At 47.0% G+C, this 20,326-nt stretch carries 23 protein-coding genes; 13 read left to right on the top strand and 10 right to left on the bottom strand.

Features of this window, described 5'->3' with window-relative positions; all coding sequences use genetic code 11:
* Window positions 1–84: 84 nt before the first annotated feature.
* Window positions 85–636 (top strand): gamma carbonic anhydrase family protein, encoded by a 552-nt coding sequence (locus R7P64_RS21780; protein WP_171345091.1) that lies wholly within the window; start codon window positions 85–87, stop codon window positions 634–636.
* 14 nt (window positions 637–650) lie between these two features.
* Here the strand turns inward: R7P64_RS21780 and R7P64_RS21775 are convergent, their stop codons facing one another.
* The 4 genes from R7P64_RS21775 to R7P64_RS21760 all read right to left on the bottom strand — a co-directional run bounded on the left by R7P64_RS21775 (window position 651) and on the right by R7P64_RS21760 (window position 3,375).
* Window positions 651–914 (bottom strand): DUF1488 domain-containing protein, encoded by a 264-nt coding sequence (locus R7P64_RS21775; protein ID WP_213973540.1) that lies wholly within the window; start codon window positions 912–914, stop codon window positions 651–653.
* A 3-nt stretch (window positions 915–917) separates the two neighbouring features.
* Window positions 918–1,751 (bottom strand): shikimate dehydrogenase, encoded by an 834-nt coding sequence (gene aroE / locus R7P64_RS21770; RefSeq protein ID WP_042523879.1) that lies wholly within the window; start codon window positions 1,749–1,751, stop codon window positions 918–920.
* A gap of 101 nt (window positions 1,752–1,852) precedes the next feature.
* Window positions 1,853–2,770 (bottom strand): oxygen-dependent coproporphyrinogen oxidase, encoded by a 918-nt coding sequence (gene hemF / locus R7P64_RS21765; protein ID WP_065274969.1) that lies wholly within the window; start codon window positions 2,768–2,770, stop codon window positions 1,853–1,855.
* A 47-nt stretch (window positions 2,771–2,817) separates the two neighbouring features.
* On the bottom strand, window positions 2,818–3,375 hold the full coding sequence (locus tag R7P64_RS21760; protein ID WP_005379084.1) for an L-threonylcarbamoyladenylate synthase: 558 nt from the start codon (window positions 3,373–3,375) through the stop codon (window positions 2,818–2,820).
* 200 nt (window positions 3,376–3,575) lie between these two features.
* Between R7P64_RS21760 and purE the strand changes: the two genes are divergently transcribed.
* Together purE and R7P64_RS21750 are read left to right on the top strand one after the other, a co-directional pair.
* On the top strand, window positions 3,576–4,061 hold the full coding sequence (purE, locus tag R7P64_RS21755; protein ID WP_005379082.1) for a 5-(carboxyamino)imidazole ribonucleotide mutase: 486 nt from the start codon (window positions 3,576–3,578) through the stop codon (window positions 4,059–4,061).
* Window positions 4,062–4,065: 4 nt separating this feature from the next.
* Complete coding sequence (locus tag R7P64_RS21750) at window positions 4,066–5,199, top strand: 5-(carboxyamino)imidazole ribonucleotide synthase (RefSeq protein ID WP_285335371.1); 1,134 nt, start codon at window positions 4,066–4,068, stop codon at window positions 5,197–5,199.
* Window positions 5,200–5,265: 66 nt separating this feature from the next.
* On the opposite strand, the gene R7P64_RS21745 is transcribed toward R7P64_RS21750, so the two are convergent.
* The 4 genes from R7P64_RS21745 to R7P64_RS21730 form a co-directional block, all read right to left on the bottom strand.
* Complete coding sequence (locus R7P64_RS21745) at window positions 5,266–5,835, bottom strand: type I DNA topoisomerase (protein WP_318119213.1); 570 nt, start codon at window positions 5,833–5,835, stop codon at window positions 5,266–5,268.
* A gap of 74 nt (window positions 5,836–5,909) precedes the next feature.
* Window positions 5,910–6,389, bottom strand: coding sequence for a DUF494 family protein (locus R7P64_RS21740; RefSeq protein ID WP_005379074.1), 480 nt, complete (start codon window positions 6,387–6,389; stop codon window positions 5,910–5,912).
* A 2-nt stretch (window positions 6,390–6,391) separates the two neighbouring features.
* Window positions 6,392–7,501 carry a DNA-processing protein DprA gene (gene dprA, locus R7P64_RS21735; RefSeq protein ID WP_222712611.1) on the bottom strand — a complete coding sequence of 370 codons (1,110 nt, stop codon included), beginning with the start codon at window positions 7,499–7,501 and terminating at the stop codon, window positions 6,392–6,394.
* Entirely contained in the window at window positions 7,485–8,579 is a 1,095-nt protein-coding gene (locus R7P64_RS21730; RefSeq protein ID WP_238844198.1) for a LysM peptidoglycan-binding domain-containing protein, read from the bottom strand. Before R7P64_RS21730 ends, dprA begins: the two co-directional genes overlap by 17 nt.
* 138 nt (window positions 8,580–8,717) lie before the next feature.
* On the opposite strand from R7P64_RS21730, the gene def reads away from it, so the two are divergent.
* From def to R7P64_RS21700, 6 genes are all read left to right on the top strand, one after another.
* A complete protein-coding gene (gene def / locus R7P64_RS21725) occupies window positions 8,718–9,236 on the top strand; it encodes a peptide deformylase (protein ID WP_005379068.1) in 519 nt (172 codons plus the stop codon).
* A gap of 33 nt (window positions 9,237–9,269) precedes the next feature.
* On the top strand, window positions 9,270–10,217 hold the full coding sequence (gene fmt, locus R7P64_RS21720) for a methionyl-tRNA formyltransferase (RefSeq protein ID WP_005461453.1): 948 nt from the start codon (window positions 9,270–9,272) through the stop codon (window positions 10,215–10,217).
* An 80-nt stretch (window positions 10,218–10,297) separates the two neighbouring features.
* Window positions 10,298–11,581: a 16S rRNA (cytosine(967)-C(5))-methyltransferase RsmB gene (rsmB, locus tag R7P64_RS21715; RefSeq protein ID WP_318119212.1), complete on the top strand. Its 1,284-nt coding sequence runs from the start codon at window positions 10,298–10,300 to the stop codon at window positions 11,579–11,581.
* A 63-nt stretch (window positions 11,582–11,644) separates the two neighbouring features.
* Window positions 11,645–13,021 (top strand): Trk system potassium transporter TrkA, encoded by a 1,377-nt coding sequence (gene trkA / locus R7P64_RS21710; protein ID WP_005379062.1) that lies wholly within the window; start codon window positions 11,645–11,647, stop codon window positions 13,019–13,021.
* A 9-nt stretch (window positions 13,022–13,030) separates the two neighbouring features.
* Entirely contained in the window at window positions 13,031–14,476 is a 1,446-nt protein-coding gene (locus R7P64_RS21705; protein ID WP_005386656.1) for a TrkH family potassium uptake protein, read from the top strand.
* A 26-nt stretch (window positions 14,477–14,502) separates the two neighbouring features.
* Window positions 14,503–15,087 carry a DUF3157 family protein gene (locus tag R7P64_RS21700; protein ID WP_005379050.1) on the top strand — a complete coding sequence of 195 codons (585 nt, stop codon included), beginning with the start codon at window positions 14,503–14,505 and terminating at the stop codon, window positions 15,085–15,087.
* Between the two features lie 33 nt (window positions 15,088–15,120).
* Here R7P64_RS21700 and trhA read toward each other — a convergent pair whose 3' ends face one another.
* Together trhA and R7P64_RS21690 are read right to left on the bottom strand one after the other, a co-directional pair.
* Window positions 15,121–15,774, bottom strand: a complete 654-nt coding sequence (gene trhA / locus R7P64_RS21695) for a PAQR family membrane homeostasis protein TrhA (RefSeq protein ID WP_318119211.1) — start codon at window positions 15,772–15,774, stop codon at window positions 15,121–15,123.
* A gap of 70 nt (window positions 15,775–15,844) precedes the next feature.
* Complete coding sequence (locus tag R7P64_RS21690) at window positions 15,845–16,651, bottom strand: sporulation protein (protein ID WP_213915382.1); 807 nt, start codon at window positions 16,649–16,651, stop codon at window positions 15,845–15,847.
* A gap of 296 nt (window positions 16,652–16,947) precedes the next feature.
* Between R7P64_RS21690 and R7P64_RS21685 the strand changes: the two genes are divergently transcribed.
* The 4 genes from R7P64_RS21685 (at window position 16,948) to R7P64_RS21670 (ending at window position 20,317) form a co-directional block, all read left to right on the top strand.
* On the top strand, window positions 16,948–17,115 hold the full coding sequence (locus R7P64_RS21685) for a hypothetical protein (protein WP_005379043.1): 168 nt from the start codon (window positions 16,948–16,950) through the stop codon (window positions 17,113–17,115).
* Window positions 17,116–17,280: 165 nt separating this feature from the next.
* On the top strand, window positions 17,281–17,547 hold the full coding sequence (locus tag R7P64_RS21680) for a YihD family protein (protein ID WP_318119210.1): 267 nt from the start codon (window positions 17,281–17,283) through the stop codon (window positions 17,545–17,547).
* 308 nt (window positions 17,548–17,855) lie between these two features.
* A complete protein-coding gene (gene ccoG, locus R7P64_RS21675) occupies window positions 17,856–19,277 on the top strand; it encodes a cytochrome c oxidase accessory protein CcoG (RefSeq protein WP_318119209.1) in 1,422 nt (473 codons plus the stop codon).
* A 53-nt stretch (window positions 19,278–19,330) separates the two neighbouring features.
* Window positions 19,331–20,317, top strand: coding sequence for a serine/threonine protein kinase (locus tag R7P64_RS21670; RefSeq protein WP_170890928.1), 987 nt, complete (start codon window positions 19,331–19,333; stop codon window positions 20,315–20,317).
* Window positions 20,318–20,326: the final 9 nt, after the last annotated feature.

Raw genomic sequence — 20,326 nt, 5'->3', positions numbered from 1 at the left:
TGGGTGTTTTTTATTCTAAAAGGCGAGTTTTCACTACTATTCTACCTCCATACACCCTGTAATCGCCCTGAATAAGGAAAAAAGATGAGCTCAATGAGAAGCTACAAAGGTATAAAGCCTGAACTTGGTGAGCGTGTTTACGTTGACCCAACCTCTGTTTTAGTCGGTGATATCCGAATTGGCGATGATTCTAGCATTTGGCCATTGGTAGCAGCGCGAGGCGATGTAAACCACATTCACATTGGTGATCGAACGAATATTCAAGATGGCAGTGTTTTGCATGTCACCCATAAGAACGCCGAAAACCCAAACGGCTACCCATTGATTATTGGTAATGACGTTACGATTGGCCACAAAGTGATGCTGCACGGTTGTGAGATCCACGATCGTGTTTTGGTTGGTATGGGAGCTATTGTTTTAGATGCTGTTGTAATTGAGTCAGATGTGATGATTGGTGCAGGAAGTTTGGTGCCACCAGGGAAGGTATTAGAAAGTGGTTATTTATATGTTGGAAGCCCTGTTAAGCAAGCTCGCCCTCTATCAGATAAAGAACGAGCTTTCTTGCAAAAGTCTGCCAACAACTATGTGCAGAACAAAGACGACTACATTAACGAAGTAGAAGACATCAAAGAGTAGCCAGGAATCGTCAGCTAATCGATAATGATATGGCCTTCTTCATCGAAGGCTTCATCTTCTATTAGCTCTTCGGCGATTTCTTCTAGATCGAATCGGTAATCAGTAAACACTTTGATTGCCGCTTGCTCAGTTTCAATCAGTGAACCACTGAGCTTTTCTAGCTTTTGTTTCGTCACAAAGCACTCTATTAGTGCGCCTGATTGTTGCGCCGAAAAGTTTACCGATTGTGATACTTCATCCCATGATTGAATATCTGGGAATAAGATGGATTGATTCATCGCTTATTGACCTTCAAGGTTCTTTCTTAGTTCTCTGAGAATTTGTTTGGCACCAGGACGTAAGCCACGCCAAAGCATAAAGCTTTCTGCAGCCTGCCCAACCAGCATTCCAAGACCGTCATACGCATGAGCGGCACCATTTTCTCTTGCCCATAAGTTAAAGCTCGTCACTCCTTTGCCATAAATCATGTCATAGCTTGTGCTGTTGGCGGCAAAGATAGAGGAAGAGATAGCAGGCAGTTCACCACTAAGAGAAGCGGAGGTAGAGTTAATGATGACATCATACTCTTCATCAATACTTTCCATCTCTCTCGCTACGATAGGACCATGAGAGACAAACAGCTCTGCGAGCTCTTGTGCTTTACTAAAGGTACGGTTGGTAATGGTTAAAGAGGTCGGCTTTTGATCGAGTAGTGGCTTAATAACACCACGAGCGGCACCACCAGCGCCAATAATTAGGATTCGCGCGCCTTCCAATACAACCTGATGCTGAAGCAGATCTTGCACTAAACCTGCACCATCAGTGTTGTCACCGATGATTTCACCATCGTCTAACTTCTTGAGGGTATTTACCGCGCCTGCTAACTGAGCCCGTTCTGTCAATCGACTAGCAAATTGATAAGCATCTTCTTTAAATGGCATAGTGATGTTGCACCCCTTGCCACCTTCAGCAAAAAACACCTTCGCCGCGTCAATAAAACCATCAACAGGTGCACTTTCTGCGGTGTACACCAAAGATTGATTGGTTTGACGAGCAAACAAGGTGTGAATGAATGGCGACTTACTGTGTCCGATAGGATTACCAAACACGGCATAGCGATCGATTTGCTGGGTCATTTCCTTACCTTTGTTCCTTACTTAGATATAGAGAAAACAGGGCCACCTGATTACAGATGACCCTATCACTATCTATCTATATAGAAAAGGAGATTCCGTGCTTACCACTCTCGTGGCGTTAGGTATCGCTCGTAAAGTTCAGCTTCTGGCGATCCCGCTTCTGGCTCGTAGCAGTACTCCCAGCGAGCGAGCGGCGGCATTGACATCAGAATCGACTCAGTACGCCCACCGCTTTGTAAACCAAATAAGGTGCCACGGTCATACACTAAGTTGAACTCTACGTAACGGCCGCGACGATATAGTTGGAATTCACGCTCACGCTCACCATACTCGATCTCTTTACGACGAGAAACGATCGGCAAATAAGCCTGGCAATAGCCTTCACCGACAGCTTTGATGTAAGCAAAGCACTTATCAAATTCCCACTGGTTTAGATCATCAAAGAACAAACCGCCAACACCGCGAGTTTCATTACGATGTGGTAGGAAGAAGTATTTGTCACACCATGCTTTATGCTCTTGGTAAACATCGTCACCAAATGGCGCACAAAGCAGTTTTGCAGTGTCGTGCCATGATTGGCAATCTTCTTCAAATGGATAGAACGGCGTTAGGTCAAAACCACCACCAAACCACCAAATTGGGTCTTCGCCATCTTTTTCTGCAATAAAGAAGCGGACATTGGCGTGTGAAGTCGGTACATAAGGGTTTTTAGGGTGAATAACCAAAGAAACACCCATGGCTTCAAAACGACGACCCGCTAGCTCTGGGCGATGCGCTGTCGCTGATGCTGGCATTTCTTTCCCTTCCACATGCGAGAAGTTCACGCCTCCCTGCTCGAAAACAAGGCCATCACGCAAAACACGTGAGCGACCACCGCCACCCAGACGCTCTCCTTTTTCACGTTGCCATGCATCTTCGACAAAGACGGCCTTTCCATCTTCTTGTTCTAACTGCTGACAAATGGAGTCCTGAAGTGACATCAAGAACTGCTTTACGGCGTGCTTATCGATCGCTGACATACGTTATTACCTATTACGTGAAACCTAATGATGGCTGGCTAGCAGGGTTAACCCTGTCTTAATATTTGTGAAGTTTTGGCGTCACGAATCTCGCTGGGTTTATCACGACCGCTGGTCTCGCCACGAAGAATGGCGACCAGCTTATCACCCAACTGCTCTTCGACTTCTTCCGTGGTCATACACGGTGGTAAGCCGGAGAGATTCGCGCTGGTAGAGGTTAACGGCTTTCCGAATGCATTACACATTTTTTGCACCAAAGGATGATCAGTCACACGAACCGCAATTGAATCAAACTGCCCTGAAACCCAGTTGGATACTTTATCGCTCGCTGGCATGATCCAAGTGTATGGGCCTGGCCAAGTGGCATGAACAGTCTGTAATTGTTCTTCAGTCAACTGAGATTCATCAATATAAGGCAAGAGCTGATCATAACTTGCCGCGATTAGAATCAGCCCTTTTTCTACCGGACGCTGCTTGAGCTCTAATAGCTTTTGAATTGCTTCTGGGTTATCTGGATCACATCCGACACCAAAAACCCCTTCTGTTGGATAGGCAATCACTTCGCCTTGCTTGAGTGCGTTGAGCACTTGTTCAAAGTTATCCACCGATTACTTCCTATTTGTTTGACTGTGTTGTTTTCACTAAGTGTACAAATATTCATTCTCAGACACTAAAGCAATTTTTTTATAAAATGTATCAATAGCGCCAACAACTGGACGCAAACGTTTGCTTGAGATAAAAATCCCCGTATAATGCGCACAAATTTATAGCTCACCTAATTTTTTGCAGCTTAAAGGAGTTTGAGATGAAAGTCGGTATCATCATGGGTTCTAAATCCGATTGGCCAACCATGAAACTAGCAGCAGACATGCTAGACCAATTTGGCGTGCCTTACGAAACAAAAGTAGTGTCAGCACACCGAACTCCTCAATTACTGGCTGACTACGCCAGTGGCGCAAAAGAACGCGGCATCAAAGTTATCATCGCAGGCGCAGGTGGTGCAGCCCACCTACCAGGTATGGCGGCGGCGTTTACTAGTTTGCCAGTGCTTGGGGTTCCCGTTCAGTCTCGTGCACTGAAAGGTATGGATTCACTGCTTTCTATTGTACAGATGCCAAAGGGAATTGCGGTTGGTACATTGGCGATTGGCGAAGCGGGCGCAGCAAACGCCGGTATCCTAGCAGCGCAAATCCTAGGCACTCATGATGAAAACATCATGGCGAAGGTAGAAGCATTCCGTAATGAGCAAACGGAAACAGTTCTCGCAAATCCAAACCCTGCAGAGGATTAATCAGATGCATGTACTGGTTCTTGGTGCGGGTCAGTTGGCTCGTATGATGTCTCTGGCTGGTGCGCCACTGAATATTCAAATTTCAGCTTACGATGTCACCAACGGTGATGTCGTTCACCCTTTAACTCAACAGGTACTTGGCCATGGTTTGGAAAATGCGATTACGCAAGTTGATGTGATTACTGCCGAGTTCGAGCATATTCCACATGACGTGCTCAAAGTTTGCGAAGCGAGCGGCAAGTTCCTACCAAGTACGCAAGCCATCAAAGCAGGTGGTGATCGCCGTATTGAAAAGGCACTGCTTGATGATGCCGGCGTGCGCAACGCGAAATACTACGTCATTGAAACTCGTGAAGACTTTGACCGCGCAATTGAACACGTTGGTATGCCAATGGTTCTGAAAAGTGCATTAGGTGGTTACGATGGTAAAGGCCAATGGCGCTTAAAAGAAGCTTCTCAAGTCGACGACATTTGGACTGAGATGGCAGAGTGCATCGCGGCAACACCAACTCAAGCGATTGTTGCTGAAGAGTTTGTTCCTTTTAACCGCGAAGTATCACTGGTTGGTGCTCGAAGCAAAGATGGCAGTGTGGAAGTGTACCCTCTGGCAGAGAATGTTCACACCAACGGTGTATTGAGTCTTTCTACTGCGATTGATGCGCCAGGGTTACAGGAACAAGCAAAGCAAATGTTCACGGCAGTCGCAGATAGCCTAGATTACGTTGGCGTATTGGCGCTTGAGTTCTTTGATGTCGATGGGGCACTTTTAGTGAATGAGATTGCTCCACGCGTGCACAACTCTGGTCACTGGACACAGCAAGGTGCAGAAACGTGTCAGTTTGAAAACCATCTGCGCGCAGTGTGCGGCTTACCATTAGGCAGTACGAAATTGGTTCGTGAAACCTCAATGATCAATATTCTTGGTGAAGACACACTACCAGAAGCATTGTTATCAATGGATGGTTGCCACATTCATTGGTATGGCAAAGAGAAACGTGCAGGTCGCAAGATGGGACACATCAACGTGTGTGGCGACTACCCAGGAGAATTGCACCGTAGGTTGTGCGCTCTGGCAGACATCTTAGACCCAATAGCTTTCCCAGCCGTGCAAGCGTTCGCTAAACAGCCTCAACACTAACGTTTGGCAGCAAAAAAATAAAAAAAGGGTCGCACGATGCGACCCTTTTTAATTCCTTTGATGTATTTACCCTTGTTGGGTGTGCTGGCACTTACGGTTGGCACATTGCAATTTCACACCACTGGCGAGTTTCTTCTCCACCAACAAAGTAAAACCACATTCTTCGCATCGCCCCTTGACCGGAGCAAGGTTCACAGCAAATTTGCATTTAGGGTAGTTATCACACGCGTAGAATGTTTTGCCAAAACGCGTCTTACGTTCAACTAAATGACCTTTACCGCATTCAGGACACGCTTGATGCTCTTGCGACTGTTTTTCTGGCTCTGGTTGATTAATCGACTCAATATGATGACAAGCCGGGTAGTTACTACAACCGACAAACATGCCGTAGCGCCCTTGGCGGAGTACCAACTCATTGCCACACTCAGGACAAGGCACACCCAACTCTTTCACGATGTGCCCATCATTGCTGTGTAGCGGTTTAATGTAATCACAGCTTGGATAATGGTTACAGCCGAGAAATGGGCCATGTTTTCCGTGCTTGAGAGTCAGCTCACCACCACATTTTGGACACGGCTCGTGTTCCAAAGCGTGTTCATGGGCAGAGAAAAGGGTGTTGTCGATTTTACTACTCATACTTACCGTTTCGTGAAAAACACACAAAAAGACAAGCTCGCGTTTATTCTAGCTAAACTCGAACTTGCAGATGGTTAGTGAAGAATCCCTTGTTCCTTGGTGTACAACAGCTCTTCCATTAGCGTGTAAGCGTTTTCGTTGCCAGGCACATTAAACAGCACCATCAGAATGATCCATTTGAGGTCTTCAAGCTCAAACTCACTCGTTTCTAATCCCATCACTCGGTCAATCACCATTTCGCGAGTTTCTGTGGTTAACACATTGATTTGCTCGAGAAACAATAGAAATCCTCGGCATTCCAAATCTAAACGCTGCATCTCTTTCGCTGTGTAGATACGAGTTGATGACGAAGCCATGCAAGTCGAGATTGCAGAAGAGGTGTCACTTTGCTGCAATGCGGCAAGCTCTTCTAACCAGACAAGGGCTTTGTAGATATCTTTTTGTTGGAAGCCTGCACGAAGCAACTCTTCTTCCAACTCGTCTTGTTCGACCTGTAACTCTGCATCGCTATGGATGTAGGTTTCGAATAGATACATCAGTATATCCATCATCATAGCTAGCCCCTCCCCTTTCGAATATAGCCACCTGAAACCGCAACGACATGCCCAGAGAGTTCTAACTCTAAGAGCTGCATCATGACTTCTTGGACAGGTATATTGGTCCTGTTTGCAAGAATATCAACCGGTGTAGCTTCACTTCCTACGTTAGCTAACAGCTGAGGAAATGGCAATTCTTCTTCATCATTTAACGTAGAAAATAAATCGGTACTCTGATTAATAGACCAATCAAGCAAGGACTGTATTTCATCTAAGACATCTTTCGTCTTTTCTACGAGGCAAGCGCCATGACGTATCAACTGGTTTCCACCGCAGGCATTGGGGGCATTGATTGACGCTGGCAGCGCAAATACTTCTCGACCTTGCTCAAGCGCGTAACGAGCTGTAATTAACGAGCCGCTCTTTTTCGCCGCCTCGACGACCAGTACACCAAGCGATAATCCACTAATAATACGATTACGACGCGGGAAGTTTTCTGGACGCGGCTTGGCATTAGGCCGAAACTCAGACACCAAGGCCCCATGTTCAATAACACGTTGCGCTAAACCACGATGACGTGCCGGATAAATATTTTCTAAGCCAGATCCTAGCACCGCAATCGTCTTACCACCCGCTTGCAACGCACCATCATGCGCATGGCCATCAATGCCTAAAGCGAGACCACTGGTGACAATAAAATCGTGCTGAACAAACTCTGCAGCGAACTGACGTGCATGCTGTAATCCATCAATACTCGCATTTCGGCTGCCAACCATCGCGATTTGTGGCAGAGAAAGACAAGTAGAGTTTCCTTGAACAAAAAGTAGAGGTGGCGGTGCAACGATTTGTTTGAGTTGAGGTGGATAACGCGGGTCAGTCAGTGTCAGGATATGATGGTTTGTAGAAGCCTCAAGCCAGCTTAAACAAGCATCGACTTCTTTATCTGTTGAAGCCCAAGCTTGAATTTGCTTAGTTGTTAACCCAAGTTGTTGTAGCTGTTCAGGAGAGAAGTTTACGATGTTACGTGGCGTGTCTCTTGCCAGTAGCTTATTCATTTTGACGCCGCCAATGCCTGGTAAACAACTCAGTTTTAACCAGGCAGCGAGATCATCGTTATTTCGTCGATTCATCGATGGTTAATTCGTCCGCCAACGGTGACACCACCGAAATATCTTGGTTAATGGGTTTCGTACTGTGAGTGATCAGTGCCAAGCTAAAGTACTCATAAGGACGAATGACCAGCAACTCACCAACTTTGCTTTGAGGCAAAGTGATTTTCTTATCAAGCACGCCAAACTCTTTCTTGAACTCATCGCCGTCTTTGTAAACTGGGTGCGCGTCTTCTTTTAAATCAAACACACTGCCTTGCTTGAGATTATCTGACGTGCCTTTATCAATCACCACGACTTGGTTAGTTGAACTAAAGCGAATACCTTCGATATTACCTAGCAGCTTTGCAGAACTGCCTTGTGGCGACGGCAGCGGATAGAACGTAGTTGTGAAGTCAGTATTCTCAACCGATTGATTTGGCAACGCGATATCGTTACGTAGGATTTCTTGCATTTGCGATGTAAGCTTCAAACCTGAGTAATCACTCGAAGCTTCAACGAGCTCGCCTTTGGCAATCAAACGCAGCGCGGTAATCTCTTCGGACACATCGTCACGCGAAAAGGTAGCTACTGGTCGGTAAATAGCCCAACCTGTCGCGGTCTGATTGCCATTGATATACAGCACATCTTCTGCAGTCAGATACTTACTGCCTTTGCTGCTACCCATCACTTTTGCAGCATTGTTCAACGAATCTTTATCTAGCAACCGATCCGATTTAAGGTAAGGCATCACCAAACCTTCCGCAACGGTTGGTACGGCTTTCTTTTCTGTGATGCGAGCTTTCGGGCTCAGCTTCTTAACCGGTTTTAGGCTCAACACGGGCTGACCGTTAATCCACACCAAAGACAGCTTGTCTCCGGGATAAATTAAATGAGGGTTATCGATTTCCGGGTTTACTTGCCATAAACGAGGCCACAACCACGGGCTATTCAAGTACATGGCCGAAATATCCCATAGCGTATCGCCCTTCACGACTACATACGTTTGTGGCGCATCATCTTTAACAGTCAGTGGGTTCGCATCCACATTTGCTACAGCGTTGAAAGAGAAAAGTAACGGCAACGTAACACTGGCAACGTTGCGGAAAATTCGATTCATGACCCTCGTCCTTGGTCTATTAAGCAGGAACCAGAATGGAAATTGGTGCAAGGATGCTGTCATTTAGGCTATAAAATGTCTAGAATTGAGCCAACAAGGTTTGTGCTGTTTCGGCACAGTTCAATATTTCGAGTGAATATGTCTGTATTACAAGTATTAACATTCCCGGATGATCGCCTGCGCACAGTCGCAAAGCCTGTTGAAGCGGTGACACCTGAGATTCAAAAAATCGTCGATGACATGATTGAAACCATGTACGACGAAGAAGGTATTGGCCTTGCTGCAACGCAGGTTGATATCCACAAACGTATCGTAGTGATTGATATTTCAGAAACTCGCGATGAGCCGATGGTGCTAATCAACCCTGAGATTCTGGAAAAGCGTGGCGAAGATGGCATCGAAGAAGGCTGTCTGTCGGTACCAGGTGCGCGCGCACTTGTGCCTCGCGCTGCAGAAGTTACCGTTAAAGCACTGGATCGTGATGGCAAAGAGTTCACCTTTGAAGCCGACGACCTGCTAGCGATTTGTGTTCAACACGAGCTTGATCACCTACAAGGTAAGCTGTTCGTGGATTACCTATCGCCACTGAAACGCAAACGCATTCAGGACAAGCTAGCGAAAATCAAACGCTTTAACGAGAAGCAGCAAAACGCTTAATCTCGAACCATACCAATTAGAAGGAAGTCTACCTTGAGTCAGTCTTTACGAATTGTCTTTGCAGGTACTCCGGATTTCGCCGCCCGTCACTTGGCGGCGTTGTTGTCTTCGGAGCATGAAGTCATCGCGGTTTACACAAACCCAGATCGTCCAGCGGGTCGTGGCAAAAAATTGGCTGCGCCACCGGTAAAACAACTGGCGCTAGAACACAATATCCCGGTTTACCAACCTGAAAGCTTTAAGTCCGACGAAGCGAAACAAGAACTTGCCGATCTGAACGCCGACCTCATGGTTGTCGTGGCGTACGGTATGCTGCTGCCACAAGCGGTTCTTGATACCCCTAAACTGGGTTGTATCAACGTACATGGTTCTATCCTACCTCGTTGGCGTGGTGCGGCTCCAATCCAACGCTCTATTTGGGCGGGCGATGCAGAAACTGGCGTGACCATCATGCAGATGGATATCGGTCTCGACACTGGTGATATGCTGAAGATTGCCACGCTGCCAATCGAAGCGACAGATACCAGCGCTTCAATGTATGAAAAATTGGCTGAGCTTGGTCCAGAAGCTCTGATTGACTGCCTAGCAGACATTGCTGCGGGTAAAGCAGTGCCAGTGAAGCAAGACGATGAGCTAGCGAACTATGCGAAAAAACTCAGCAAAGAAGAAGCACGCATCAACTGGAACGACGATGCGGCGCACATTGAGCGCTGCGTTCGTGCATTTAACCCATGGCCAATGAGCCACTTTGAGGCGGCAGAAAACAGCATCAAAGTATGGCAAAGCCGTGTGGCAGAGCAAACCAGTGACAAGCCAGCCGGCACCATCGTACAAGCAGATAAAACCGGTATTTATGTTGCGACAGGCAACGGCGTACTGGTGCTAGAGCAACTGCAAGTTCCTGGCAAAAAAGCCATGTCAGTTCAGGATATTCTGAATTCGCGTGCGGCTTGGTTTGAAGTTGGCACTCTGCTGGTTTAAGCCATACTAGGGGTTATCATCCCCAATAATACGAACTTTTAGAGGGCAGAGATGCCCTCCTTTACTTTAAGGTACTCATCATGAATGTTCGCGCTGCGGCTGCTAACGTCCTGTATCTTGTCGTCGACAAGGGCCACTCACTTTCAAGCGCTCTTCCAGCGGCTCAGCAAACGGTACGACCTCGTGACCATGCTCTGCTACAAGAGATCTGTTACGGTGCGCTACGTTACCTACCTCGCCTAGAAATGATCGCAAACCAATTGATGGATAAGCCGCTCAAAGGCAAACAACGTGTATTCCATCACCTAATTCTGGTTGGTATTTACCAACTGAGCTTCATGCGCATTCCTGCGCACGCAGCTGTCGGTGAAACGGTTGAAGGCACTAAAGAGCTTAAAGGTCCTCGTCTGCGTGGTTTGATTAACGCTGTATTGCGTAACTACCAACGCAACCAAGAAGAACTCGACCGAATGGCCGTCAGCAACAACGCTGGCAAGTACGGTCACCCAAGCTGGTTACTAAAACTGCTGCAAGAGGCCTACCCACAGCAATGGGAAAGCATTGTTGAAGCGAACAACCAAAAAGCACCAATGTGGCTGCGTGTGAACCATCAACACCACACTCGTGATGAATACCTTGCGCTGCTCAAAAATGAAAACATTGATAGCACGCCACACACAGAAGCAATGGACGCCATAAAATTGGCCGCACCATGTGACGTGATGAAGCTACCTGGTTTTGATAAAGGTTGGGTTTCGGTACAAGATGCGGCGGCGCAGCTTTCGATCAACTACCTAAAACCACAAGACGGCGAACGGATTTTAGATTGCTGTGCTGCGCCAGGTGGCAAGACTGCGCACATTCTAGAGCGCACGTCGGGCAGTGAAGTGGTCGCGATTGACTGCGACGACACACGCTTGAAACGTGTGCATGAAAACCTGAAGCGTCTCAACCTTCAGGCAAAAGTGGTTTGCGGTGATGCGCGTAATCCACAAGAATGGTGGCAAGGCGAGCAATTTGATCGCATTTTGCTGGATGCCCCATGTTCTGCGACTGGCGTGATTCGTCGTCACCCAGACATCAAATGGCTACGTCGTGCAGACGACATCGCCGCATTAGCAGAGCTGCAAAGTGAAATTTTTGATGCCATGTGGACGCAACTGAAGCCCGGCGGCACCATGGTTTACGCGACTTGTTCAATCATACCGCAAGAAAACGTGGAGCAAGTAAAAGCGTTTTTAGCACGTACCGCGGATGCGCAACTGCTGGATTCTGATCCCGACCAGCCTGGTCGTCAAATTCTACCAGGCGAAGAAGATATGGATGGTTTCTACTACGCAGTGCTAACTAAGACACACGCGTAACAGCATGCTAAATAGGGCGATTGAAGTGATTTCAATCGCCTTTTTCAGATACGAGAAAAGAGTATGAAGATCATTATTCTTGGTGCAGGTCAGGTTGGCGGCACACTGGCAGAAAACCTAGTGGGTGAAAACAACGACATCACCATCGTCGACAATAATGCCGACCGACTGCGTGAATTGCAGGACAAATACGACCTACGTGTGGTCAATGGCCATGCGAGCCATCCAGACGTGCTGCATGAAGCTGGCGCGCAAGACGCCGATATGCTCGTCGCAGTAACCAACACTGATGAAACCAACATGGCCGCCTGTCAGGTCGCGTTCACTCTATTCAATACCCCAAACCGCGTTGCGCGTATTCGCTCTCCAGAATACTTGGCAGAAAAAGAAGCCCTGTTTAAATCTGGCGCTATTCCTGTTGATCACCTTATCGCACCAGAAGAACTCGTCACGAGCTACATCGAACGTCTGATCCAATACCCAGGCGCGCTGCAAGTGGTGAGTTTTGCTGAACAGAAAGTCAGCCTAGTGGCGGTGAAAGCTTACTATGGTGGCCCGTTGGTGGGTAACGCGCTGTCTGCTTTGCGTGAGCACATGCCGCACATCGATACCCGTGTGGCGGCGATTTTCCGTCAAGGCCGTCCGATTCGCCCACAAGGTACCACCATTATTGAAGCCGACGATGAAGTGTTCTTCGTTGCAGCAAGTAATCATATTCGCTCAGTGATGAGTGAGCTTCAGCGCCTAGAAAAACCGTACCGCCGCATCATGATTGTTGGAGGTGGTAACATTGGCGCAAGCTTGGCAAAACGCCTAGAGCAAACTTACAGCGTGAAGCTGATTGAGCGTAACTACCAGCGTGCAGAAAAGCTCTCTGAGCAACTAGAAAACACCATCGTGTTCTGCGGTGATGCGGCAGACCAAGAGCTTCTCTCGGAAGAGAACATCGACCAAGTCGACGTCTTCATCGCGCTGACCAACGAAGATGAAACCAACATCATGTCTGCAATGTTGGCAAAACGCATGGGCGCTAAAAAAGTGATGGTGCTGATCCAACGTGGCGCTTATGTAGACCTGGTACAAGGCGGCGTAATTGATGTAGCAATCTCACCTCAGCAAGCCACTATTTCAGCCTTGCTAACGCACGTTCGTCGCGCTGATATCGTAAACGTATCCTCACTTCGCCGCGGCGCTGCGGAAGCGATTGAAGCCGTCGCTCACGGTGATGAAAGTACATCTAAAGTGGTTGGACGTGCGATTGGAGATATAAAGCTTCCACCTGGGACCACCATTGGTGCTATCGTTCGTGGCGAAGAAGTTCTTATTGCCCACGACCGTACGGTCATCGAGCAGGATGACCATGTGGTGATGTTCCTGGTCAACAAAAAATACGTATCAGACGTCGAAGCGCTATTCCAGCCGAGTCCATTCTTCCTCTAGGATTTTCCTATGGTCAACTTACGTCCCGTACTGTTTGTTATCGGGCTGGTTTTATCCAAACTGGCCCTGTTTATGTACGTGCCGACTTTGGTCGCTTTCTTTACCGGTACGGGGGGGTTCCTCGATTTCGCCCAAGCCGTTGTGATCACGCACCTTGCCGCCTTCATCTGCCTAACGATAGGTCGAACCGCCAAGTTCAAACTCAGCGTACGCGATATGTTCCTCATCACCAGTTTGGTTTGGACCATCGCGAGTGCGTTTGCCGCCTTGCCATTTGTGTTTATCAACCACATCAGCTTCACCGACGCCTACTTCGAAACGATGTCGGGTATCACCACGACGGGCTCAACGGTGCTCAGTGGCCTAGACAACATGGCGCCGAGCATCTTGCTGTGGCGCTCTATTTTACAGTGGCTTGGTGGCATTGGTTTTATCGTGATGGCGGTAGCAGTGTTACCTATGCTGAATGTCGGTGGTATGAAGCTATTCCAAACCGAATCATCAGATTGGTCGGATAAAAGTAGTCCAAGAGCGAAAACGGTCGCCAAAAACATCGTAGCGGTTTATTTGATGCTAACAGGCTTATGTATTTTGGGCTACTTGGTCACCGGCATGAACCTGTTCGAAGCAATCAACCATGCCTTTACTACGCTATCGACGGGTGGGTACTCTACATCTGATGGGTCAATGAACCACTTCTCTAATGGCGCACATTGGGTGGCCACTACCTTTATGTTCTTAGGTGGTTTGCCGTTTTTGCTCTTTATCGCCGCATTACGTAAACGCCGTATTGATGTGTTGGTTAACGACGCTCAAGTTAGAGGATTTGCGTACCTGTTCGTATTCTCTAGCTTAGTGATTTCAGCTTGGCTAGTGATTCGAGATGGGTACACCATTTTGGATGCCCTGCGAGTGTCGATGTTTAATATTGTCTCTGTCGTCACCACAACTGGCTTTGGCTTAGAAGACTTCACCGCATGGGGCGCATTACCCACTACTCTTTTCGCATTCTTAATGATGGCGGGAGCATGCTCAGGATCAACGTCTGGCGGGATCAAAATCTTCCGCTTCCAAATTGCAATGACGCTGCTAAACAAACAAATGATGAAGTTGATTCACCCTTCTGGGGTGTTTGTACAGCGTTATAACCAGCGACCGGTGAATGATGATATTGTTCGCTCAGTGGTGGCATTTGGCTTGATGTTTTTTATCACCATTATCTTTATCGCGGGTTGTTTAAGTGCTCTTGGCCTCGACCCTGTGACCAGTATTTCTGGCTCAATCACCGCCGTTGCCAATGTTGGCCCTGGTATGGGCAGTGTGATTGGCCCGACAGGCAACTTCGCGCCTCTGCCCGATACTGCCAAATGGCTCTTAAGCTTTGGGATGTTAATGGGCCGCTTGGAAATTCTGACTATTCTTGTACTGTTCTTTCCTGCGTTTTGGCGCCGCTAAGCAGACTCTAATTAAAAGGTATAACAATGAAAACATGGATTACTCTGGCGACCCTACTTGCCGCCTCATCCACATACGCCGCCGAGGTCATCACTTTAGCCGATGGTCGAGAAGTGAAGTTGAACGATGACTTTACCTGGGAGTACGTCATGAAAAAACCGGCGCAGCAAGCGACGGAGACACAAACAACAGCAAGCGTAGTTGAAACAATCGCAGCTCCTGCGATTGCGACAATTCCAGTGGTAACGAAAACCGTTGGCACGACCGTGGTGGTAAACGCCAAAAAGCCAACCATGCAGCTATCAGATTCAGGTGTGGATGTATTGATTGGTTCAGCAAGCTATCAAAGCGGTGAGCTTATTTTACCTACATCAATCACTAACCAAAGCTCTCAATCTGTCATTCAAGTGGAAGTTGAGGTGCAAGTGTTTGATATGTCTGGTCAGCAACTGGCAAAAGAAAACGTGACGGTTTGGCAATCCATCAAGCGCATGGCGGATACCTACCTGCGACCACAGCAAGCGGAACAAGGTAAGAGCATTAAATTGGCTGTACCGCAATCACAGCAATACCAGTTTTCTGCCAAAGTGCTAGAGGTAAAAACTCGCTAATACGTGTTTAATATTCTTTGTTGAGCCTATCGGCTAGATAGGCTCAACAAAGTAATAAATCGCAAAGAAATGGCACACGCAGCCAGCCAAAACAAAGCCGTGCCAAATCGCATGGTTAAAGGGAATGCGCTTCGCGACGTAGAAAATTACCCCTAGTGAATACACAATTCCACCAGCAGCAAGCAGTGTAAGTCCGCCGACATCCAAGTTAATAGCTAATTGATAAATCACAATCAACGATAACCATCCCATCACCAAATACGTCATCAAAGAAAGCTTTTTAAATCGATAGACGAACGCAACTTTCATGATGATGCCGATCAACGCAATGCTCCAAATAACGATCATCAACCCAAATGCTAGAGGTGTTCTTAAGCTGACTAACAAGAAAGGGGTATAGCTGCCTGCTATCAAAAGATAAATAGCACAGTGGTCGAAGGTTTTTAGCCAACGTTTCGCTTTGGGATAAGGGATCGCATGATAGAGCGTCGAGGCCAAAAATAGCACGATAATACTCGCACCATAAATCGCCATACTGGTAAGCGTTAAAGTGTCAGCTTGATGGTCTATGGCTTTAACTAACAGCAGTATCAAGCCAACAAAACCAAAAATCATCCCTATACCGTGGGTGATGGTATTGGCCAGTTCTTCACGTTGACTGTATTGAGGTTTCTGCAGCTCGGACATCAATGCGCCTATACTAGAGTTTGAAATTTGCTCTAGTATGGCACATTAGGCTTACACGTGTAAGCTTAAATTAAGACTCATGAACGGCAGTAGTTTGATCGAGATAATTGAGTACCAGTTCGCCAACTTGATCTGGCTTAGTCGTGGCAGGAATGGTCAGCTCTCGCTTGAGTTTGCCACTACCCAGTAAGCTCGCGAGCATGCCACCTTGCCCCTTACGTGTGCGGTCAACTTCAAACCATAACTTGAGCTCTTGCTCACTGCGGTGGGCAACAAATTCTAATTCGCGCCACACGCCGTGGTAAGGTCCGTCGGTTGGCACCAGTTCAAACTCTTGCACAAATGGTAGATCGAATCCTTTCACTTCCTCGCATTCCACCTGGCGAATTCGTAAACCTTGCGCTTCAAATGCAGATAGTACCGCATCCATCAGTGGATCAGGTCGAACGGTGAGGATGTCTTTATCAGTCGGATCCAAAGCAGCGGCAACGTCTAAGCCGGTTTCTAACCATACTTTGGCATCACCAATGGTGATAGGCGTGTTCCAAGGCACATCGAGCTTAACATCGAAGGTACGCTCTTCGCCGGAATGGATGGTAAATGCGTAAGGGAGACTCCACTTAGCAAGCACATGAGTTTGAGGTACTCGGCGCATGCTGTATCCTTCTCGCGCACCACGGTCATCAGGGGCTTCGGCGATGTAGCGGCAACAGAGTTTTAAATCAATGTTGTCGATCGCTTGTTCAGTCGCACCACCATATACATGGATAGACACATCCACACTTTGACCTGGGTATAGCACGTCTTGGTTTAAGATTGAGTCGACCTTCGCGCTCCCAATCCCAAAACTGGCAAGTGTCTTCTTCAAAAATGACATAGGCACCTCCTTCATCGAGATCTCATACTACTACTGCTGATCGTGGGATCAAACAAAAATTGCCTCGAACATTGCGACAAAATGACAAAATCTAAACAATTCAATTGCTCAACTATCGACCAATTATTACAAGGATGCTAATCTTACACTTGATATGCATGCATATCGGTATTCCTGACTCATTAACTGGATTGGCGAGAGCCAGAAGAGTGATTCTTCAATCTTGTTGGAGCCTAGCTCATAATGATTCAGGCCATTACATCGGCAATGGATATGCCTGACAGTTAGGTAAATTAATGCGCCCAACAACAGTCAGGTTCGCACACACTAATACTAGTGCAATGCGCCGCCGCAGTGGCTTTACTACTGCACCAAAGGCAAAGCAAGTTGCGCCAGCAATGACATTGGTTGAGAAGACAGCAATGATGTCGAGTGTTCCGGCCAAAGTTATCAAAGCAGCTTAATCAAAAGCGCGGCGCCAGCTGCGCTTTTTTCTTTGCGCGCTACTCATAAACTTCAAAGACTTAGAACAAACTACAGTGAAAGAGATAGTTTTTCCTATTTGGTCTTCGCAAAGCAATTTGGTACCTTTACTGCTAATTACACCTATAAATTCTGTGGAGAAAGAAATGAAGTGTCATCGCATTGAAGAGCTGCTTGAGCTACTAGAGCCTGAATGGCATAAAGATCAAGAGCTGAACCTCTTGCAGCTCATCGTTAAGCTGGCAAAAGAAGCAGGCTACAAAGGAAAGCTAGAAGATCTGACCGACGATGTACTGATCTACCACCTTAAAATGCGTAATAGCAGCAAAGATGAAATGATCCCTGGACTCAAAAAAGACCAAGAGGACGATTTTAAAACGGCGATCCTACGCGCTCGTGGCATCATCAAATAACCAGCTCAACAGCCAGTATTCTTTAAGCGACTCTCTCTGTGAGTCGCTTTTTTATAACCAAAGTTTTTAGTCCCACAATTGGTTATAACTGTTCAGCCAATTATCAGGTTAACTGTACTGATTTTTGTTGTTAAACATTGACTGCGTTAAAGAAACGGAATTGTTATTGATTGTATAATCGCCGTTCATCAGTATTTACTAAAATAATTATGTTCGGTCATCTTTATGACGGAACGAGCAGCAATGTCATCGAGCGACATCAATAGAAATGACGCCGTACATTATAAAAGCCTAAGAAGGATGAGTGCATGAGTCAGGACAAGATCGATATCAAAGATGTGACTCCTAAAACCTATAATCCCAAAACCCACAAAGGAAATGGGGATCGGTTTAACCCAAGTAATCGCATCTATGTACGCGAAAGTAAAGGAACTTACCAGAAACTACGTCGTTACGGTGGTTGGTTCTTACTACTTCTCTTCGCTTTGATACCGTGGATTCCTTACGGTGAACGTCAAGCGATCTTGCTTGATATTGGCAACCAGCAGTTCAACTTTTTCGGTACCACACTGTACCCACAAGATCTTACCCTACTCGCCTTGCTGTTTGTGATCGCGGCGTTTGGGTTGTTCTTTATTACCACCTTCTTAGGTCGGGTTTGGTGTGGCTATCTCTGCCCACAAACCGTCTGGACCTTCATGTATATCTGGTTTGAAGAGAAGCTCGAAGGTAGTGCCAATAAACGCCGTAAACAAGACTCCAATAAGCTGACAGCGAATTTAGCGATGCGTAAAACCGTCAAACATATAGCTTGGTTTGCCATTGCACTCGCCACTGGTTTTACTTTTGTTGGCTACTTCGTGCCAATGAAGCAATTGGTTATCGACTTTTTCACCTTTAACGCCAACTTCTGGCCCGTCTTTTGGGTAATGTTCTTTGCCATTTGTACTTATGGTAATGCTGGTTGGATGCGTTCCATCATGTGTATTCACATGTGTCCTTACGCGCGCTTCCAGTCTGCCATGTTTGATAAAGACACCTTCATCGTTGGCTACGATGCAAAACGTGGGGAAAAACGTGGCCCACGTCCGCGTAAAGCCGATCCAAAGCAACTTGGTTTGGGTGATTGTATTGATTGTGATTTGTGTGTGCAGGTGTGCCCAACAGGTATCGATATTCGTGACGGCTTGCAGTATGAATGTATCAACTGTGGCGCCTGTATTGATGCGTGTGACAACACCATGGATCGCATGGGCTACGAGAAAGGCCTAATTAGTTACACCACCGAGCATCGCTTATCGGGTAAGAGTACCAAAGTCATGCGTCCGAAGCTGCTAGGCTATGGTGCCGTACTACTCGTCATGGTCGGTCTTTTCTTTGCCCAAATTGCAGCGGTAGACCCAGCCGGCATGAGTGTTATTCGCGACCGTAACCAACTGTTCCGCGTTAATAGCTCGGGAGAAGTAGAAAACACCTACACCCTCAAAGTGATCAACAAAACTCAGCAAGTGCAAGAGTACTCGTTGGATGTTGAAGGGCTATCCGATGTAAGCTGGTATGGTAAGCAGACAATTCAGGTCCAGCCAGGTGAGGTATTAAACCTGCCAATGAGTCTTGGTGCCGATCCTGACAAGCTAAACTCTGCGATTACGACAATTCAGTTTATACTCACCGATAACAGCAACGAATTCACTATTGAAGTAGAAAGCCGTTTTATTAAAAAACTATAGCGCTACTTCAGTGACTAACGGAAAAAGGCTCAGTAATGAGCCTTTTTGTTTATATGTCCCAAAGTATGTTTAACTTTGACGCCCTTACCCCAGACTTTATGTGGTACGCGTTAGAAAGCATCGGCGTTCGCGCAGAATCAGGCTTTCTTCCCCTCAATAGCTACGAAAACCGTGTTTATCAATTCACTGACGAAGAGCGTCGTCGTTATGTCGTCAAGTTTTACCGTCCTGAACGTTGGAGCAATGAACAGATCCAAGAGGAGCACGACTTTACTTTAGAGCTGATTGGCAATGAGATCCCCGTCGCACCACCTGTGCGCATCAACGGTGAAACCCTGCATCACTATCAAGGCTATGCTTTTGCGCTGTTTGATAGCGTGGGTGGTCGCCAATACGAGGTTGACAATTTAGATCAGCTCGAAGGTGTAGGGCGTTTCCTTGGCCGAATCCATAAAGTCGGCAGCCGCCAAGCCTTCCAACATCGCCCTACGATCGGCTTACAAGAATACCTGTATCAACCAAGAGAGATTCTGCAAAACGCCAATATGATTCCAATGCACTTGGAGAACAGCTTCTTCAATGACTTGGATATGCTGATCAAATCAATTGAAAGCCACTGGCACGAAGGCTTCAATATCATTCGTTTGCATGGCGATTGCCACCCAGGCAATATTTTGTGGCGAGATGGCCCTATGTTTGTTGATTTGGATGACGCTCGTAACGGCCCTGCAGTACAAGACTTATGGATGCTATTGAACGGTGAACGCCAAGACAAACTGATGCAGTTGGATATTGTTTTAGAGGCTTACCAAGAGTTTTGCGACTTTAATCCTGCAGAATTGAAACTAATCGAGCCACTTCGCGGTCTACGAATGGTGCACTATATGGCATGGCTAGCAAAACGTTGGCATGACCCTGCATTTCCTCTCGCTTTTCCATGGTTTAATGAGCCAAAATACTGGGAAGGTCAGGTCCTTGCATTTAAAGAGCAGATCGCCGCTTTAGAAGAAGCACCGCTGTCTTTAATGCCTCAATGGTAAGTCAGGCCA

The organism is Vibrio sp. 2304 (assembly GCF_033339475.1).
Classification (GTDB): Bacteria; Pseudomonadota; Gammaproteobacteria; order Enterobacterales; family Vibrionaceae; genus Vibrio; species Vibrio alginolyticus.
Note: the sequence above shows the minus strand (reverse complement) of the source record. Positions and strands in the feature narration are given on the sequence as shown.

Bases quoted from the DNA above. Each gene is read 5' to 3' on its own strand.
- R7P64_RS21705 (WP_005386656.1), top strand. From the start codon at position 13,031: ATGGTCAACTTACGTCCCGTACTGTTTGTTATCGGGCTGGTTTTATCC.
- trhA (WP_318119211.1), bottom strand. From the start codon at position 15,774: ATGTCCGAGCTGCAGAAACCTCAATACAGTCAACGTGAAGAACTGGCC.
- hemF (WP_065274969.1), bottom strand. From the start codon at position 2,770: ATGTCAGCGATCGATAAGCACGCCGTAAAGCAGTTCTTGATGTCACTT.
- trkA (WP_005379062.1), top strand. From the start codon at position 11,645: ATGAAGATCATTATTCTTGGTGCAGGTCAGGTTGGCGGCACACTGGCA.
- R7P64_RS21730 (WP_238844198.1), bottom strand. From the start codon at position 8,579: ATGAATCGAATTTTCCGCAACGTTGCCAGTGTTACGTTGCCGTTACTT.
- ccoG (WP_318119209.1), top strand. From the start codon at position 17,856: ATGAGTCAGGACAAGATCGATATCAAAGATGTGACTCCTAAAACCTAT.
- rsmB (WP_318119212.1), top strand. From the start codon at position 10,298: ATGAATGTTCGCGCTGCGGCTGCTAACGTCCTGTATCTTGTCGTCGAC.
- R7P64_RS21740 (WP_005379074.1), bottom strand. From the start codon at position 6,389: ATGATGATGGATATACTGATGTATCTATTCGAAACCTACATCCATAGC.
- R7P64_RS21690 (WP_213915382.1), bottom strand. From the start codon at position 16,651: ATGTCATTTTTGAAGAAGACACTTGCCAGTTTTGGGATTGGGAGCGCG.
- R7P64_RS21700 (WP_005379050.1), top strand. From the start codon at position 14,503: ATGAAAACATGGATTACTCTGGCGACCCTACTTGCCGCCTCATCCACA.
- R7P64_RS21685 (WP_005379043.1), top strand. From the start codon at position 16,948: ATGCGCCCAACAACAGTCAGGTTCGCACACACTAATACTAGTGCAATG.
- R7P64_RS21780 (WP_171345091.1), top strand. From the start codon at position 85: ATGAGCTCAATGAGAAGCTACAAAGGTATAAAGCCTGAACTTGGTGAG.
- R7P64_RS21775 (WP_213973540.1), bottom strand. From the start codon at position 914: ATGAATCAATCCATCTTATTCCCAGATATTCAATCATGGGATGAAGTA.
- R7P64_RS21750 (WP_285335371.1), top strand. From the start codon at position 4,066: ATGCATGTACTGGTTCTTGGTGCGGGTCAGTTGGCTCGTATGATGTCT.
- dprA (WP_222712611.1), bottom strand. From the start codon at position 7,501: ATGAATCGACGAAATAACGATGATCTCGCTGCCTGGTTAAAACTGAGT.
- aroE (WP_042523879.1), bottom strand. From the start codon at position 1,751: ATGACCCAGCAAATCGATCGCTATGCCGTGTTTGGTAATCCTATCGGA.
- R7P64_RS21745 (WP_318119213.1), bottom strand. From the start codon at position 5,835: ATGAGTAGTAAAATCGACAACACCCTTTTCTCTGCCCATGAACACGCT.
- R7P64_RS21680 (WP_318119210.1), top strand. From the start codon at position 17,281: ATGAAGTGTCATCGCATTGAAGAGCTGCTTGAGCTACTAGAGCCTGAA.
- R7P64_RS21670 (WP_170890928.1), top strand. From the start codon at position 19,331: ATGTCCCAAAGTATGTTTAACTTTGACGCCCTTACCCCAGACTTTATG.
- def (WP_005379068.1), top strand. From the start codon at position 8,718: ATGTCTGTATTACAAGTATTAACATTCCCGGATGATCGCCTGCGCACA.
- purE (WP_005379082.1), top strand. From the start codon at position 3,576: ATGAAAGTCGGTATCATCATGGGTTCTAAATCCGATTGGCCAACCATG.